15 protein-coding genes are annotated in these 16269 nt (G+C 64.9%); 11 read left to right on the top strand and 4 right to left on the bottom strand.

All coding sequences use genetic code 11. From position 1 onward, the window contains the following. Both xdhC and F0M17_RS14310 read left to right on the top strand, forming a co-directional pair. Window positions 1-873: a xanthine dehydrogenase accessory protein XdhC gene (xdhC, locus tag F0M17_RS14315; protein WP_149597380.1), complete on the top strand. Its 873-nt coding sequence runs from the start codon at window positions 1-3 to the stop codon at window positions 871-873. A gap of 102 nt (window positions 874-975) precedes the next feature. Next, window positions 976-1713 carry a hypothetical protein gene (locus tag F0M17_RS14310; protein ID WP_149597379.1) on the top strand — a complete coding sequence of 246 codons (738 nt, stop codon included), beginning with the start codon at window positions 976-978 and terminating at the stop codon, window positions 1711-1713. Window positions 1714-1767: 54 nt separating this feature from the next. On the opposite strand, the gene F0M17_RS14305 is transcribed toward F0M17_RS14310, so the two are convergent. After that, window positions 1768-6222, bottom strand: a complete 4455-nt coding sequence (locus F0M17_RS14305; RefSeq protein ID WP_149597378.1) for an FtsK/SpoIIIE domain-containing protein — start codon at window positions 6220-6222, stop codon at window positions 1768-1770. Continuing rightward, complete coding sequence (locus F0M17_RS14300) at window positions 6219-7265, bottom strand: RDD family protein (protein WP_149597377.1); 1047 nt, start codon at window positions 7263-7265, stop codon at window positions 6219-6221. Before F0M17_RS14300 ends, F0M17_RS14305 begins: the two co-directional genes overlap by 4 nt. 144 nt (window positions 7266-7409) lie before the next feature. Here F0M17_RS14300 and F0M17_RS14295 point away from each other — a divergent pair, with 144 nt between their 5' ends. From F0M17_RS14295 to F0M17_RS14265, 7 genes are all read left to right on the top strand, one after another. After that, on the top strand, window positions 7410-7697 hold the full coding sequence (locus tag F0M17_RS14295; RefSeq protein WP_038993214.1) for a WXG100 family type VII secretion target: 288 nt from the start codon (window positions 7410-7412) through the stop codon (window positions 7695-7697). Window positions 7698-7815: 118 nt separating this feature from the next. After that, entirely contained in the window at window positions 7816-8139 is a 324-nt protein-coding gene (locus F0M17_RS14290; RefSeq protein ID WP_073707728.1) for a hypothetical protein, read from the top strand. 123 nt (window positions 8140-8262) lie between these two features. Beyond that, a complete protein-coding gene (locus tag F0M17_RS14285; RefSeq protein ID WP_149597376.1) occupies window positions 8263-9603 on the top strand; it encodes a hypothetical protein in 1341 nt (446 codons plus the stop codon). A 5-nt stretch (window positions 9604-9608) separates the two neighbouring features. Then, complete coding sequence (locus F0M17_RS14280) at window positions 9609-10265, top strand: hypothetical protein (RefSeq protein WP_143181140.1); 657 nt, start codon at window positions 9609-9611, stop codon at window positions 10263-10265. An 11-nt stretch (window positions 10266-10276) separates the two neighbouring features. Continuing rightward, a complete protein-coding gene (locus tag F0M17_RS14275; RefSeq protein ID WP_149597375.1) occupies window positions 10277-10828 on the top strand; it encodes a hypothetical protein in 552 nt (183 codons plus the stop codon). A gap of 32 nt (window positions 10829-10860) precedes the next feature. After that, window positions 10861-11463 carry a hypothetical protein gene (locus F0M17_RS14270; RefSeq protein WP_149597374.1) on the top strand — a complete coding sequence of 201 codons (603 nt, stop codon included), beginning with the start codon at window positions 10861-10863 and terminating at the stop codon, window positions 11461-11463. A 32-nt stretch (window positions 11464-11495) separates the two neighbouring features. Next, window positions 11496-12086, top strand: a complete 591-nt coding sequence (locus F0M17_RS14265) for a hypothetical protein (protein WP_149597373.1) — start codon at window positions 11496-11498, stop codon at window positions 12084-12086. Between the two features lie 28 nt (window positions 12087-12114). Here F0M17_RS14265 and F0M17_RS14260 read toward each other — a convergent pair whose 3' ends face one another. Further along, window positions 12115-13482 (bottom strand): FAD-binding oxidoreductase, encoded by a 1368-nt coding sequence (locus F0M17_RS14260; protein ID WP_149597372.1) that lies wholly within the window; start codon window positions 13480-13482, stop codon window positions 12115-12117. A 108-nt stretch (window positions 13483-13590) separates the two neighbouring features. On the opposite strand from F0M17_RS14260, the gene F0M17_RS14255 reads away from it, so the two are divergent. Next, the gene (locus F0M17_RS14255) at window positions 13591-14274 is read left to right on the top strand and encodes a GntR family transcriptional regulator (RefSeq protein ID WP_149597371.1); all 684 of its coding nucleotides are present in this window, start codon (window positions 13591-13593) and stop codon (window positions 14272-14274) included. Between the two features lie 87 nt (window positions 14275-14361). On the opposite strand, the gene purB is transcribed toward F0M17_RS14255, so the two are convergent. Then, window positions 14362-15771 (bottom strand): adenylosuccinate lyase, encoded by a 1410-nt coding sequence (purB, locus tag F0M17_RS14250; protein WP_066141859.1) that lies wholly within the window; start codon window positions 15769-15771, stop codon window positions 14362-14364. Between purB and F0M17_RS14245 the strand changes: the two genes are divergently transcribed. Next, window positions 15752-16183 carry a hypothetical protein gene (locus F0M17_RS14245; RefSeq protein WP_149597370.1) on the top strand — a complete coding sequence of 144 codons (432 nt, stop codon included), beginning with the start codon at window positions 15752-15754 and terminating at the stop codon, window positions 16181-16183. The genes purB and F0M17_RS14245 overlap by 20 nt on opposite strands. The last annotated feature ends 86 nt before the right edge of the window (window positions 16184-16269 follow it).

Here is a 16269-nt window from a genome sequence, read left to right as displayed (position 1 = left end):
ATGTTCTCGTGGATTGAAGCGGTCACCGCGCTGCGCAATGAGCGGCGGCCGGGCGTGCTGGCAACCGTCACCGCGGTGCGCGGGCATGCCCCGCGCGAGCCGGGCGCAAAGATGGTGATCTCCAGCCAGGAAATCTTCGGGACCATTGGCGGGGGCAACCTGGAGATGGCGGTGATGGAACGGGCCCGCCAGATGATCGCCGTGGGCGAGGGCCAGCCGCAGAGCATCAGCATGAAGCTCAGCGACAAGGCTCCAGCCAAGTTCGGCCGCCAATGCTGCGGCGGCGAAGTCACGGTGCTGCTGGAGCCACTGCCGGTTGTTGCCACGGTGGCGATCTTCGGGGTGGGCAATGTGGGCATGGAATTGGCCCGCATCCTCTCCCGCCATGACCTGGAATTGCATCTGGTGGATTCGCGCCCGGAATTCCTGGAGGAACTTCCCGTGCTTGAACCCAGCGTGGCGCAGATCCAACCGGCGGTGGCGGTGCTCGGGGAGCAGGTGCTCAGCGCCCTGCCCGACGGTGCCCACGTGCTGATCATGACCCATGATCACGCCGAGGATTTCCACCTTTGCGATGCCGCCCTGCGCCACCCGGGCTTGGGGTCGATCGGGCTGATCGGGTCCAGCGCCAAGTGGGCGCGTTTCCGGAAGAATCTGGGCGCCAGCGGCTTCAGCGATCGGCAGATCGCCGCGATCCAGTGCCCCATCGGGATCGAGCAGGTGCGCGGCAAGCAGCCGGCGGTGATTGCCGTGTCCGTGGCTGCCGAGCTGCTGGCGCGCATCACGGATGCCGCGAAGCAGCCGGTGCCCGACGCAGAACCCGCGCAGAACCCGCGCAGAACCCAGAGCCTGCGCGGAGCGAAGCGAAGATGAGAATAGTCTAATGCGGGGAACAAGGAGCACTGCTGGGGAGTTTAATGATGTGAGAGCGGTGCCCCAGCGCACCGCGCCCGCAAAGCCTAGGAGGCCGATTTCATGTCCATGTTCGACAAGCTGCTGCGCAAGGGCAAGCAAATGGCTGGCCAGTATGTCCGGGAACAGCTCAGCCAGCGCAGCTCCAGCAGCGATCAGCGCGGTTATGATCGCGACCAGCGCGGTTACCAGCAGAACACTTCCGGCTACCAGCAGCAGCGCCAGGACTACGGCAACCGCGGCTACAGCAATCCGCAGGCTTCAGCCCCTTCGCGCGAAGACCAGGCGGCGATCGAGAAGTACCGCTACATGCTGCGCACCGCTCCGCCGCAGGATATGGAACGCGCTCATGCCGAAGCCTTCGCCCGGCTGACCCCGCAGCAGCGAGAACTGCTGCACCACGAGCTGAACGAGCAGCTGCCGCCGGCAGAACGCCCGAGGACCCAGGATCCGCGGGACCTGGCCCGCTCGGCAACCCGAGCGGAAATCTCGCGTCCCGGATTCATGGACAAGCTCCTGGGCTCCGGCGGCAAGGGCCGCGGTCTGGGCATGGCTGCCGGGGCGGCCGGCGGCCTGGGCGTTGGCCTGCTCGGCGGCGTGGCAGGCGCGTTCATCGGCACCGCCATTGCCGGGCCGCTGCTTGACGGCTTTGCCGGCATTGGCGAAGAATTCGGTTCCATGGCCGATGGCCTGGGCGAAACCGTGGCCGGTGCCGGGGAACAGCTCGGCGGCCAGGCCGAGGGCATGTTCGGCGACTTCCTCGGCGGAGCCGGCGGAGACTTCGGCGACTTCGAGTTCTAGCCCCAGCACAGCGAAGCCGGCAGCAACTGCACGTTGCTGCCGGCTTTTTCGCGCCTACTGCTCCACGAGCGGAAGGTGCACCAGGGTGCGTTGTCCGTTTTGCACCATGAAACCGCGGCCCGGCGGGAATTCGTGGCGCTTGACCCGCGGGAACGGCACCTTGAACAGCGAGTCCCCGTCGTAGGCGTCGGGCTTGAGCGCGATGCCGTGGCGGTTGGACTTCAGCTCGCCGAGCAGCCCGAAGCTGGAGGAGAACGAGTTGATATCCCCATCGGCAATCAGGAAATGATCCGAGCGGTTGATGGCCTTGAGCAGTTCCTTCATCGGACGCTCCGCATCCGAATCGGCGAACTCGGTGAAGTTCTCCACGACAAACACCATCTTGCCCGGCATGGAATCATCCGAGACCAGATCCAGCATGTCCTTGGCGAACTGCCGGGTCTCGGCCGGGCCCGAAGCGGTGCCATTCCACTGCCGCCAGCCGCGCAGCTCGGCGCGCCGGCCGCCGAGGTGGAAGAACTGGGTGGCCGGGTTGGCGCGTTCCAGCGCGGTGACCATGGCGCGCATCGCGTTGGTCTTCCCGCTCTGCGGCGGGCCGGCGATGACGAAGGTGCCGATGGACTCGAAGCCGCACGGACCCAATGTGGTGTCGGACAGGCCGATGGCCGGCAGCCCGTTGACCGTGTCGGGCAGCGACGCCGCCGCGAATTCCTGGGGCAGGGTTTCGACACCGGCCGCCTGCGGGGCACCGGAAGCCGTGAGCTCCTGCGCCCAGCTGGTGGTCAGCGCGGTTTGCTCGGCCACGTTGGCGGTGCCGCCAAGCACCGCAATCTGCGCCTCGTGGCCCTTGATGATGGCCCGGCCGGGCACGCTGCGCTCATTGAGCACATCCTTGGCCACGCCCAGCACGTTGTACGCCTGCTCGTCGGCCATGCGCAGCACCACGCGCTGGGTGATGTTCGCGCTGATCGCGGTGGGCACCGCGCCGAAGCGGTCAGCGGTGGCCACCACGTGGATGCCCAGCGGGCGGCCCTCGCCGACGATGCGCATGAACACCTGGTAGAACTCGCCGCGGCCGTGGCCCAGTTCCCAGTCGTTGCGGAACTGGCCGAAACCGTCGATCAGCAGGAAGATGCGCGGTTCGGACAGGTTGCCGGTCACCTGGCGGTACTCGCTCAGCGAAGCGGCATTCGCGTCCGCGTACCGGGTCGAACGCTCATCGAGGTGCTCGGCCAGGATGCGGAAGACGCGCTGGATGCGCTCCACATCATCGCCTCCGATCACCGCGCCGAGATGCGGCAGCGGTTCAAGCGAGCGCAGCGAGCTGGTCCCGAAGTCCAGCGCGTACACCGCCGCCGTGCCGGCCGCCGGGTTGGCTCCCGCGGCGATCGCGATGCTGCGTAGCGCCGCGGACTTGCCCGCGCCGGAGGTGCCGTAGACCAGCAGGTGGCCGTCGGTGTCGGGTTCGAACCAGGCGGTTTCCTGGGCCTGGTGCTCGGGGATGTCGGCCAGCGCCAGCGGGATCCGGCTGTCCGAATCCGGGGCGAGCTCGCGCAAATCCACGGTGGCCGAGAGGTCATCGAGCCATGGCCGGCGCGGGGCCGGGATCCCGGCGCCGTTCGAGGCGGCGATGAAGCTGGAGACCAGGCGCTTCTGGTCGTTCGGGCCGCTGTTCTCCTCGATGTCCGGCGAGCCGGATTCGGGCTGCTCCCAGACGCGCGCCCCGCCGAAGCGCAGGTCCTCCACGCGCACTTCGGCGGCTTCGGGCTCGTCGGTGGTCCAGCCGCCGGCGTACCCGGACTGGAAGGGCACCAGCCGGCCCGGGCCGGTCTTGGCGATGCCGCGCCCGGGCAGCGACGGGTCGAATCCGGCGGCGATCGGGTCCTCCACCACGTCGTTCGAGTCCGCGGCATCGGCCATGCGCAACGCCACGCGCAGGTTGGTGTTGGCGCGCAAATTGTCCTTGATCACGCCCGCAGGGCGCTGGGTGGCCAAGATCAGGTGGATGCCCAGGGAGCGGCCGCGCTGGGCGATGTCCACCACGCCGTCCACGAATTCCGGAACCTCTCCGGCCAGGGCGGCGAACTCGTCGACCACCAGCACCAGGGCCGGCGGGGTTTCCGGGTCCTGGCGCTTTTCCAGTTCCAGCAGGTCCTTGGCCTTCTTGCGGTGGAAGAGCTTCTCGCGGTGGTGCAGCTCGGCGCGCAGGCTGGTCAGCGCGCGGCGGACCAGATGCGGGGAGAGGTCGGTGACCAGCCCGACGCAGTGCGGCAGCTCCACGCAGTCGGCGAAGGCGGAGCCGCCCTTGTAGTCCACGAACAGGAAGGTCACCCGGTCGGGGCTGTATTCGGCGGCCATTGCCAGCACCCAGGCCTGCAGGAATTCGGACTTGCCCGAGCCGGTGGTGCCGCCCACCAGGGCGTGCGGGCCCTGGGTGCGCAGATCCAGGCTCATCGCATCCGGGGTGCCCTGGCCGATGAAGGCGCGCAGCGTCCCGGCGCGCTTCAGCCGCGGCCGGGGGCCGGTGGCGGCGCGGTCGATCACCGAGTTGTTCTGCTTCCAGCGTTCGAGCACCGCATCCGGGGATTCAGCCAGGTCCGGGCCGAGGATGCGCAGCAGCGACACCGAATCCGGGATGTCCGAGGAATCCGGGACCAGCGAGCTGGAGTCCACGATCGGGGCCAGCCGGCGGGCGAAGTGCTCGGCATGCTCGCGCGAGACCCCTTCCACCGACACCTTGACGGCTTCCTCGCCGGCACGCACCCAGCCCACGCGGGCATCATCCAGGCCGTCGGTGACGTCCACGAAGGTGCGGCAGGCGGCGGGCAGCGACTGCACGGTGGGGGCCACGAAGATCGTGTAGATGCCCACGGCTGGCCCGCGCTCGATGATCTGCGAAAGCCGGGCGCGGTCCACCGGGGCGTCGTTGGTCACGAAGAGCACCAGCGAAAGGTCCTTGGCGGTCGGCACGCCGGTGGACTGCTCGCCGGCTTCCCTGCCCAGCTCCATGGAGGTGTGCCGGGTGGACAGCGGGCCCAGCCGGTAGGCGGACGGGTCGTTGCGCCGGGCGATGAGCTCTTCGAGCGCGTTGACCAGCACGGTGCCGGAGGTCTGCGTATCGGCCAGCGCCACCTGGGCCAGCGGGGAGCGCGGGCCGGTGGTGTGCGGCAGCCATTTGAACCATTCAAGGTCCTCGGTCCAGGCCGGGTCGATGATCGCGGCGGTGCACAGGTCATTGGGCGCGTGCAGGCCGAATAGCTGCACCGCCAGCGCGCGCAGCGCATCGGCGGATTGCAGCCGCGGCCCGGCAATGCCGATGGCGCCGGCCGAAGGCAGCAGCTCGATGATCGGCACATCCTCGATCATCCGGTATTGCGCGGTGAGCTCGTCGACCCGTTCCACATATTCCTGCATCCCGGTCCGGTCGGCCAGCTCGGCGACGGTGGTGCGGCTGCGCGCGGTTCCCGAGCCCAGCCGCAGCGAGAGGAAGTTCCAGTGCTCCGGGCGACGGGTCCACAGCAGCGGGCCCAGCGATTCGGCCTGCTCGAAGACGGTCGCAGTGGCCGGGGCCTCGCTGCGCCGGTGCGCGCGTTCGGCCTCCTCCCCGGCCAGCAGGCTATCTTCCAGCGCCTCGAATTGCCGTTCGAAGGTCTCGATTTCCAGGCGCAGCTTGTTGTTGCTCTGGGTGCGCTGGCCGATCAGGTTGCCCAGCATCATCAGCGGCGAGATCAGCACCACGATCAGCGACAGCGCGCGTTGGGTGAGCGAGAAAATTGTCAGGCCCATGATCAGCGGAGCGAAGATCATCGGCCAGGGGAAGAGCTTGGGGCTGGCTTCCTGCGGGATCGCCGGGCGCGGCAGTTCCTCGCCGGGGTAGCGGACCTCCACCCGCGGGGAACGGTTGAAGAGGATCGAGCCGCCCTTCTCATAGACCGGGGAATGGCCGGTGGCGGTCCCGGGCAGCAGCTCGAAGAAGACCTCGGTAGCACCCAGGGTGATCAGCTGGCCGGGGATCACCGCGACGCGCTGGGCCAGCCCGCCATCGACCAGGATGCCGTTGGCGGAGTTCAGGTCCACCAGCTCGATCTTGCTTCCCACCTCGATGCGCGCATGCCGGGTGGAGACCATGCGGTCGTTGAGCACCACGGTGGCTTTCTCCGATCGCCCCACATAGGAGGTGCCGGCGGGCAGCGCGAAGGCCATGCCCGCATCCGGGCCGTTGGCCACGCGCAGCACCGCTGCCGCCGAGCCTCCCGAGACGAAGGCATCGGTGGTCGGCACGACCTCGATGCTGAAGCCCGAACCCAGTTCGGCCTCGGCCAGCGGGGTGTGCGGATCGAGCTGCACCGGTGCGGTGCCAGCGGCGGTGGCCAGCAGCGTGGGATGCTCGGGAACCTGTTCCCCGGCCAGGGCGCGGGCTGCATCTCCCACGGTGGCGGTGGCATCGCAGGTCAACACCACGTCGATGGTGCTGGTGTCCGGTCGCCTGAGTGTGGCCTTGATTTTCACTTCGCGGTCTCCTGGAAGGTAATGCGGAAGGTACGGCTGCCTATCTGGACGACATCCCCGTCATTCAGATGCAGGCGGACATTGGGTGGTGCATTGCGCGGGGCGCGGGAGGCGGCGGTGACCTGCGTGCCGTTGCTGGAACCCAGATCCATGATCCAGGCATTCGCCCCGTCGCAGCCGAAGGCCAGGTGCGTTTTGGACAGCAGCCGTTCCGGGTCCTTCAGCGCGACCAGCAGCTCATTGCCGGACTCTTCCGTGGCCTGGGGCGCACGCCCGATCAGCCCGGATTCCGGAACGGGGAGATAGGACCCGTCGTCAAAGGCGAAGGCCGCGCGGCGGACGGTTCCCGTCTGCGGCGCAGCTGGCGAATGCCAATCGCTGTTCTGCGCTCCGACGATGCCCGCTGTGGATCGGGGACGCGCGGGCACTGCGGCGTCATCGTATATGTCGTCCTCGGCGGACGTGCCCAGCGATGGCAGATGCTCGGAAATGTCCCGGTCCGGGCGGGAGAGCAGGTATTCGGTGCGGGCCAGCGCCCGCGAGTTGGTCGGATCCAGGCCCTTGCGGATATCAACCACGTAGGTTTGGGCGATCTTGTCCAACCAGCTGCGGCGGTGGTCCCGGTCGAAGAGGCAGGAGAGCAGCATCAGCAGCGGGCCGATGACCGGGATCAGATGGCTGAGCAGGAAGACGAACGAGGCAAGGAGGATCCGGCCGAAACCCGGGGCGGCGAATGGATCCAGCCGGGTGGCGCGCAGGCGCATCGCGGCCTTGCCGGGCGAGGAGCCCTTCCGGCTGTTCATCATGAGCAGGACCACCAGGTAGACCAGCAGCAGCAGTGCGCTGACCCCGGACAGGACCAGCGGGACCGTGGAGTAGTGCCCGGTCACCAGGAAAATGATGTATCCGATGCCGGCGGGCAGCAGCGTTGCCAGCGAAACGGCGTAGTCGATGAGGTAGGACCAGATCCGCAGGCGTGCTTCGGCTGGATGCATTCCGAGCATGGAGGATCTGGCGAGTGCTGCTGCTGAAACTACGTCCATGGGATCTTTCTACTTCAGTTCGATGCCGGCTTGCCACGGGGAGTTCTCCCCATTGAGAGCAGGTCGGCTGCCACACTAGTCTAGTCTGTGGACGAAAAAAGTGGCCCGGCAGCCGGGCCAGTCGACAAGTTGAGGAGCATTGTTGTGACTGATTTCAAGGCTAATTATGGCGAAATGGAAGCCATGGCATCGAAGCTTGACACCGGGCGCGAGGACTTGGACGGCGTGCTTGAGCAGCTGCAGTCCGGCGTGGACAAGCTGCTCGGCGAGGACTTCACCACTGAGCACGCTTCGGGCCAGTTCGGCGAAGGCTACAAGGACCTGAACGACGGCTTGAAGACCGCGTTCGATGGCATCAACGACATGGCCACCGCGCTGCGCGACATGATGACCCAGATCCAGGACACCGACCGCGGCATGGCCGGCCAGTAGCCGGACGCAATTTTCCGGCTGATGTGGTCGCCTCGTTATTCACGAGGCGACCACATTTCTGATCATGCTGCGTGCATGAGTCGAAGTGGACGTTTGGATTTTAAGGAGTCGTTGCCCCGTGGCCGATGAGATATACCTGGCTCGCCTTGACGAGATCGTGACCAACCTGCACACCGGCATCCAGGAATTCAAGGATGCCTCCGACATCGCCAAGGGCATCGCCGAATCCGTAGGCTCGCCCATGGGAAAATCCGATCTCAAGGATCGCGTCAGGGACTTCGAGAATGACTGGAACAAGAACCGCGGTGAGCTCGTGGATAATCTCACGACCGTTCATGATCATTTGAAGGACATCAAGGAGGGGTTCGAAAAGTGGGACGAGGACACCATGAAAGCTTTCCTGAACTCCGCCGCTGATGATCAACCCAAACCCAAGAAGTAGACGGGAATTGCATCGAGAATGAGCTTGCAGTCACCATATACCCAGATCACCCTCCAGCTCATTGAGGGGGACGCCGGTAGCCTCCTGACAAGCGCACAATCCCTCATAGAATCGGGCGAACGGATGGACGTCTCCGCCAACCGCCTGGAAGCGATCAGCGAGGGAACTGGCGACCTGAAGTCAGACGCGGTGGACAAGGTTCGCGAGGCTGCGGGTGAGGTGTTCCCGGATCTGCGCAAGGCCGCAGACCGCTACCGCCTCACTGGCACGGCGCTCGAGAAGTATGCCAAGAAACTCGATAATGTCCAGAACTCGATGAATGGCGAATCGACCCCGCGGGGCGGCGCGGACTGGTACCCGTCCATGAGCTCCTTGATCAACGCCATCGAAGAAGCCAACCAAACGGCTGAGAACAAGAGGGACGCCGAGGAGACCGCACAAGATTCCGTGGATGATGCCGACGGAGGGCTCTTCGGCATTGGCGAGGGCACCGATGAGGAAAAAGAGCAGGCAGCCAGTGACCTGACCACGGCCACCACGGCGCGTGAGGAGGCTGAATCCAAACTCAACAAGCTCTGGGGCAAGTTCGATGGCCGAGTTTCCTACTGGGAAGACGCCTTCGACGATGCGGTGTCCGATATCGAGAAAGCGTTCGAGATCGCTGACAACCAGGACAAATGGTACGACCACCTGGCTGATGCGCTGAGCATTGCCGGCTTGGTCCTGTTCGTTGTTGCGATTGTGGCGACCGGGCCGTTGGCCCTTGTAGCAGCCGCTCTGGCCTTGGTTGTCGGGATCGCGGCGCTGGGCATCGAGATATACAAAATGGCTATCGGCGACGGCGATTGGACATCATTGATCATCGCGGCAGTCTCGATTATCCCCTTTGGCAAGGCTGGGGGCGCGCTTTTCAAGTTCGCCAAGACGCCAATCAAGTCACTTGTCAACGGCTTTGGCAAAGCCAAGGGGCTACCCAAGGCCATCAAGAACTTGAGCTTCAAGGATTTGAAGGGCTTCGCCATGCCCTTCTCGAAGGCCAAGGGGATCGTGCGCAACTCGGTCGGCGATGCCCTCCCGGTGGCCTACAAGAAGCCGACGGGAAGCACATGGAACAAGGTCAAAACAAGCTTCTCGAATTCTTGGAGTGAGATGGTGCACCCGTACCGGCAGCGGCAAGCCGGCCGGGAATTCATCGAGGGCTACCAGCACAAATTCCAGAACCGCCAGTTCACCGAACGATTCACGGAAAACATACTTGTGGGTTACAAGGACTCGCGGAACTATGTGCTTGCAGATTACATCGTCGAGAATTCGAAAATTGCCGGTCCGGAAGCTATTGAATGGGCCACGAAAGTCCGCGGAGGTCGCGACGAAGCATTGCTCACCGGTACTGTTGATTTCTTGGGTGGCACCTTCTTCACCGTTTACGGAACAGGCCAAACGGCCAAGAACATGACGGTGTAACGTTCATGAAGCATCCGGAGCAGGCTCGAGGAAAGGACACGATGACTGGACCGACGCCCAAGAACAATCGCGGAATCGGATATGGAATGCTCTATCCCAAAGGCTGGCGTGAGTATCCAGTTACCGTGGAGGGTGAAGCGCAGCTGGCCAAGGTCGCGACTGACAAAGCCAAGAAGCTAGGTCGGGCCGATATCGTCCTGCTCATTCGCCGGAGCGTCCACGACACGTTCGAACGATTGCGCCGGCAGGGGGCGATTTCGACCGTCGTGCCCACTGAGACCATCAGCGAGAATTCGGTCATTCCGTCGTCCTTGATCATCACACCGGTGCGTGCCAATGCAGGCACGAGTCTGGCGGCGGCAGTGGCCAGGGCGGCAATGGGGCAGCACGTCGCTACCGAGGAGATTGACGGAGCGCAATGGTTCCACTGGCTTGGTGCCGAAAAAAGGCATGAAGATGGCCAATTCGTGCAGGCGGAAGTGAATTTTGTTGTGCCGCGGCCTCGACAGGACGGCTCCATTGACCCGGCACCCGAGGTTGGCCTGCGCATCATCTACACCTATGGATTCCTCGAATCCCAACGCGGCTCGGAGGAGATCGAGTTGCTGCGAGACCTTGGCTACGGAATTATCGGCACGTTCAAGTGGGTGGGGCTCGAATGACAAACTACACGGTGGAGCCGAATCTGGCTGATTGGATTCCCCTTCCCGGGGTGTTCCCGAACGAAACGTGGCAAACTCCTGAAGAGTGGGCGTCCTCGATCGCGGAAGCCGCGATCAAGGACGACGAGGAAACCCGAGGGCTGTTCAGGAAGTACGCAATCGATGTTATCCAGCATCGGAATGACCAAGCGGATCATTCATTCTGGTTTGCTCCCGAAGATGGCAGCAACATGGGCGTGGCAACCTTGAATGTCTATCTCGACGAACCCGGCATGACACTTGAAGAGGTCGTCGCACCGCCTTATGAGTCGTTGTCCCGCCAGCAACTCGATTCGGTCGCCTCGGAAACTTTCGGCGAGATCATCCAGTCGTTCACAACTTTTTCCACGGAGCAGATCGTCCCCGGCGAACCGGCGCGGTCGGTGGTGGGGCATATCAGGATGGCAGGACGGGCAGGGCGCGGACTCTTCGTGCTCAATGCCTTCGATTCGGACACGGTGACATTGGCATTCATGGTGGATCCAATGGTGGAGTTGCTCGAATCGATCACCATCACCTCATGACAGCAGATCTGCCACCTACCGAAAGCCGATTAGTGAAATTCATCAGTACCCCGCAACTGCATGCCAAACGCCTGAAGCGCGGAATCATCCTGACGGTCCTAGGCCTGGCCTCGGCCGCCGCAGGATTCTGGATCCTGGGCCAGAACATCCGGGTCGGCGAGAGCAGCATTGCCACCAACTGGCTGAACTACGGCCTGATCGTGATCGCCGTGGCGCTGCTGACCTTCGGCATCGTGGGCATTGCCACCGGACGGCAGGGCACGAGCCGCAGCGCCGGCGATGACTCGATCGACGTGATCGTCACCGAGCAGGGCCTGGTGACCCGCGGCGGACGGGAGGTGCCGTGGTCGAATATCGGCCGCGCCGAAGTCATCCGCTATATCAATGACTCGATGGTGCCGCTGCTTTGGGACTACTCGGTGCTCAACCGCGTGGTGCGAATCAGCCTGCTGGACAACTCCGAGATCGACCCGAATTCCCCCGGAGTGCGCGGGCGCGCGCCAATGCATTATCTGGAGATCGACCTGCGGCGCTACCCGATGGCCGAATACCAGGAGCACCTCGATGCACTGGTCGCCACGCTCAAGGAACGCCGCTTCCACACCAAGGAACGGTTCAAGCACAAGCAGTTCTGAATGGGACCCGACGACGTCAGGAACGCACACTCATGGCCCACGGCCGCACTCGGCGCAAACTGCCCAAGCACTTCATCACCGCCAAGGCCCACCATTGGCCGCGGGTGCAACGCAGTTCTCAGCTGCTGATGATGGCCTGGATCCTACTGCCGCTGGGGCTGTATCTCGTGGCCAACGACCTGCCCGAGACCTCCGTCCGGCGTGCGCAACTCATGGCGAGCTGGACGCCGACGTTCTTCGGTGCCATTCTGCTGCTCTTCGGTGCCTGGGGCGTGGGGACCGCGGTGCTGGCCATGCGCCGCAAGGGTGTCGATGCCATCGATGCGAAGATCCGCGCGTCCGGGCTCATCCTGCGTGGCGGGCGAAAGGTGGCCTGGGAAGAAATCGGCTCGGTGACCGCGATCAGCTTCCAGAACGATGCCAAGGTGCAGCTGCTCTGGGACCGGGCCGAACTGCACCGCCGGCTGGAGGTGCAGTTGAAGCAGCCGGAAACCGGGACGCTGCGCATCGACCTGGTGCGCTATCCGGCTGTGGACTACCTCGGGCTCTATGAGTCGCTGCTGGACGAGTTCGAGCGCCAGCGCATCCCGGTGAAGCACCGGAAGAAGTGGATGCAAGCCTAGCCGGAGGGACTGGTCCCCGCCCTGCTCGCTACAGCGAGCGCCCCGGAGTGAGGATTCCTGCCGGATCCAGCGCGGCCTTGACCGCCAGCTGCGCCGCACGGGTCGGCTCGTCCAGCTGCCAGGACAGCTCGTGCTGCTTGACCTTGCCGATGCCGTGCTCCCCGGTGATGGTGCCGCCCAGCGCGAGGGCCAGCCGGGTGATCTCATCGATGACCTTTTCGGCGGCCGCATGGCCTTCGGGGGTGTCCTCCGCGTCTACGGTCGGGTGCAGGTTGCCGTCCCCGGCGTGCGCCACCACGGAGATCATCCGCCCGGTGCGCTGCGCGATCTCGTCGATCCCGCGGAACACCGCGGCCAGCTCGCCCACCGGAACCCCCACATCGCAGGAGACCCGCAGCCCGTGGGCGCTGAGCGCCGGATTGGCCAGCCGCCGCGCTTCCAGCAGCGAATCGCCCTCGCCGATCACGACGTCCGCTGCGCCGAAGCCGCGGCACAGCGCGGCGACCGACTGCGCGGCCTGCAGCGCATGGCGGCCGGTGAACTGGCCGATCAGCAGCGTCTGCCCGTCCACCGGCAGCCCGGAAGGGTGGAAGGCCTCGATGACCTGGACGCTGTGCGCGTCGAGCAGTTCGAGCACCTCCGGAAGGTACTCGCCGTTGACAATTGCCGTGACCGCGCGGCCGGCGTCCTCGACGGTGCGGAATCCTGCGCGGAAGGTCTGCGCGGCGCCCTCGGGCACCGGCTTGAGCCGCACCGTGGCCTCGGTGATGACCCCGAGGGTGCCCTCCGATCCGACGAACAGGCTGGTCAGGTCCAGACCGACGACGTTCTTCCGGGTGCGTGCCCCGGTGTGCACGACGCGGCCATCGGCCAGCACCACGGTCAGTGCCGCGACCGAGTCGCGGGTGACCCCGTGGTTCAGGCAGCGCAGCCCTCCGGCATTGGTGGCGATGTTGCCGCCCACGGTGGAGATCCGCGCACTGGCAGGATCTGGCGGGAAGAAGAGGCCGTGTCCCCGAGCCGCCTCGTCGAGGTCCGAGTTGATGACCCCGGCCTGCACCACGGCCAGGCGGTTCACCGCGTCGATGTCAACGATCCGGTTCAGCCGTTCCAGGCTGATGACCAGCCCGCCCGGGTAGCCCGCCGCACCGCCGGAGAGCCCGGTCCCAGCCCCGCGCACCGAGACCGTCACGCCGTGGCGGTGCGCCCAGGCCAGCGCCTGCGAGACTTCGTCGGTGGATTCGGGGAAGACGGCCGCTGCCGGGCGCCCCTCGGGCTGGTAGCGCGACTGGTCGCGGGCCACGCGGTCCAATTCATCCGCTGCGGTGCTCAGCCGGGGACCGAAGACGGCGGCCAGTTCATCGAGCGGCAGCGTCGGTGCTGCGTGCTGGGTCATGGGTGCTCCTTTGCATGCGCGGTCCGGCAGGGGAGCCGCTGGGTGATTCCCGTTACACACTTTATATTATAAAATCTGAGGGTCAACCCGCGAGTGAAAGCAGGAACCATGACGGCAAGCCAAGCGCAAGCGGAAAGCAAGCGCGGCCGGAGCAAGGCCGATCTGGCCTACGACTACCTGCGCAAACAGGTGCTGGACGGCGCGCTGGCACCGCGCCAGCGGGTGCTGGCCGGGCCTATTGCCGCACACCTTGAGATCAGCGCCGTGCCGGTGCGCGAGGCAATCCACCGGCTGGCCGCCGAGGGCCTGCTGCAGATCGAGCGCAACGTCGGCGCGCGGGTCGCCGAACTCGACGAGCGCGCCTACCGCGAGGGCATGGAGGCGCTGGCGGTGCTCGACGGGTCGGCTACAGCGCTGGCCGCGCTGGCAGTGGGTGGCGCCGCGCTTGATCGGGCGGAACAGATCAATGAGCAGCTCGCAGGTCTGTTGGGGGACTTCGACCCGGCCGAATACACCCGGCTGAACACCAAGTTCCACGCGGTGCTGCATGCCGGGTGCCCGAACGCGCGGCTGCGAGAGCTGGTCGAGGCAGAATGGCGCAAGTTCTCCGCACTGCATGCGGCGGAGCGTGCGGTGGATGCGGAGCGGGCGCACGCCGCTGTGGATGAGCACCGCGAACTGCTGCGGTTGATCCGCGACGGCGCGCCCGCGGCCCGCATCGAACAGGCCGTCCGCGACCACGTGCTGTCCTCGTTGCATGCGCGCACCGGATTCGTCAGCCAGCTGCGCTAACGCCGTAGCCCGGTGGCTGTTCCTTAACTGGAAAGCCGGGCCCGGTACGTCGAACTCGACGTACCGGGCCCGGCTTGTGCCGTACGGCTACTTCTTCAGGTGGTCCACCAGCTGCGAAGCGATGCCATTGTAGGTGCCCGGGGTCAGGGACTGCAGGCGGGCTTCAGCATCGGCCGACAGGCCCAGCTCGCCAACGAATTCCTTCAGGCGGGCTGCATCCACGCGGTGGCCGCGGGTCAGGTCCTTCAGGCGCTCGTACGGGTTGTCCATGCCCTCGACACCGGCGATGGCCTCGGCGCGCATGACCATCTGGATGGCCTCGGCGAGGACCTCCCAGTTGTGGTCCAGATCCTCGGCCAGCACGGCCTCGGCAACATCCAGGCGGTCAAGGCCCTTGGCGACGTTGGAGATCGCCAGCACCGAGTGTCCGATGGCGGTGCCGATGTTGCGCTGCGAGGAGGAGTCGGTGAGGTCGCGCTGCCAGCGGCTGGTGACCAGGGTGGAACCCAGGGTGTTCAGCAGGCCGTTGGAGATCTCCAGGTTCGCTTCTGCATTCTCGAAGCGGATGGGGTTGACCTTGTGCGGCATGGTCGAGGAGCCGGTGGCACCTGCCACTGGGATCTGCGCGAAGTAGCCGATGGAGATGTAGCTCCAGACATCGGTGCACAGGTTGTGCAGGATGCTGTTGAAGCGGGCGATGTCTGCGTAGACCTCTGCCTGCCAGTCGTGGGATTCGATCTGGGTGGTCAGCGGGTTCCAGGTCAGGCCCAGGTGCTCGACGAAGTCCTTGGCAACCTTCTGCCAGTCGGCAGTTGGAACCGAAGCATAGTGGGCCGCGTAGGTGCCGGTGGCACCATTGATCTTGCCCAGGTACTCGGTCTTCTCGACACGGTCCAGCTGGCGGGTCAGGCGCCATGCCAGCACTGCCAGTTCCTTGCCCAGGGTAGTCGGGGTGGCTGGCTGGCCGTGGGTGCGCGAGAGCATCGGCACGTCGCGGGAATCCTCGGCCATCTTGGACAGCTGGGCCACCAGGTCGCGGGCTGCTGGAAGCCATACCTGCTGCACGCCGCCCTGGACGCCCAGCGCGTAGGACAGGTTGTTGATGTCCTCGGAGGTGCAGCCGAAATGCACCAGCGGCTTGAGGTTGCCGATGCCAATTGCTTCCAGGCGGTTGGCGATGTAGTACTCCACTGCCTTAACGTCGTGAACGGTGACAGCTTCGATCTCTGCCAGTTCCTTCACCGAGTCAGCATTGAAATCGGTGACGATCTTGCGCAGTGCCGCCTTCTGGTCCGCAGTAAGCGGGGAGGTGCCTGGAAGAACGGAGTTGTCGGTCAAATGGATCAGCCATTCAACTTCGACGTGAACGCGGTCGCGGTTCAAAGCCGCTTCGGAAAGGTAGTCGACCAGTGGTGCCACGGCGCTGCGGTAGCGTCCGTCGAGGGCAGTCAAAGCCAGTGGTTCATTAGCAAGGGAAGTGCGCGCAATCTCAGCCATGCTCATATTCTTCCATCCCCGGCGCTACATCACATCTTTTACACCGTTCCTGTTTCCACAACTGGGCCCAAATCCTGCTGGCACCGAATCGCGGCTGTCCATGATGGTGGACAAATTCACAAGGATGCGGAGCAGGAAAATGATGTTTCAAGCGACGCTGCTGACGGTGGCGAGCCAACTCGATGACGCACGGAAAACCACTCAATTCGCCATCGCGCAGTTGGGATCAATCCATTCATTGACTTGGAATTCCAAGGCAGGCAAGGCGTTTTTGGAGAATGTCGACGAGCTGAGCCGCCGGCTGGAAATGCTCAACAGCGAGCTGGGCGACGCGGAGGAGTACGTAGGGGTAGCCATGCGGGAGATCCAGAACCTCGAAGCACAAATCATGAACCAGCGAATGGCCTCGTAGCCATGGGATATGAAGTCAATTACAACTCGCTGGATTACGCCGAGGCAGGGGAGATCTGCCAGCGGGTTGCCAACGATATCGATGGC

Source organism: Glutamicibacter sp. ZJUTW (genome assembly GCF_008370855.1).
GTDB classification, from domain to species: domain Bacteria; phylum Actinomycetota; class Actinomycetes; order Actinomycetales; family Micrococcaceae; genus Glutamicibacter; species Glutamicibacter nicotianae.
This window is presented reverse-complemented; position numbering and strand designations above follow the sequence as displayed.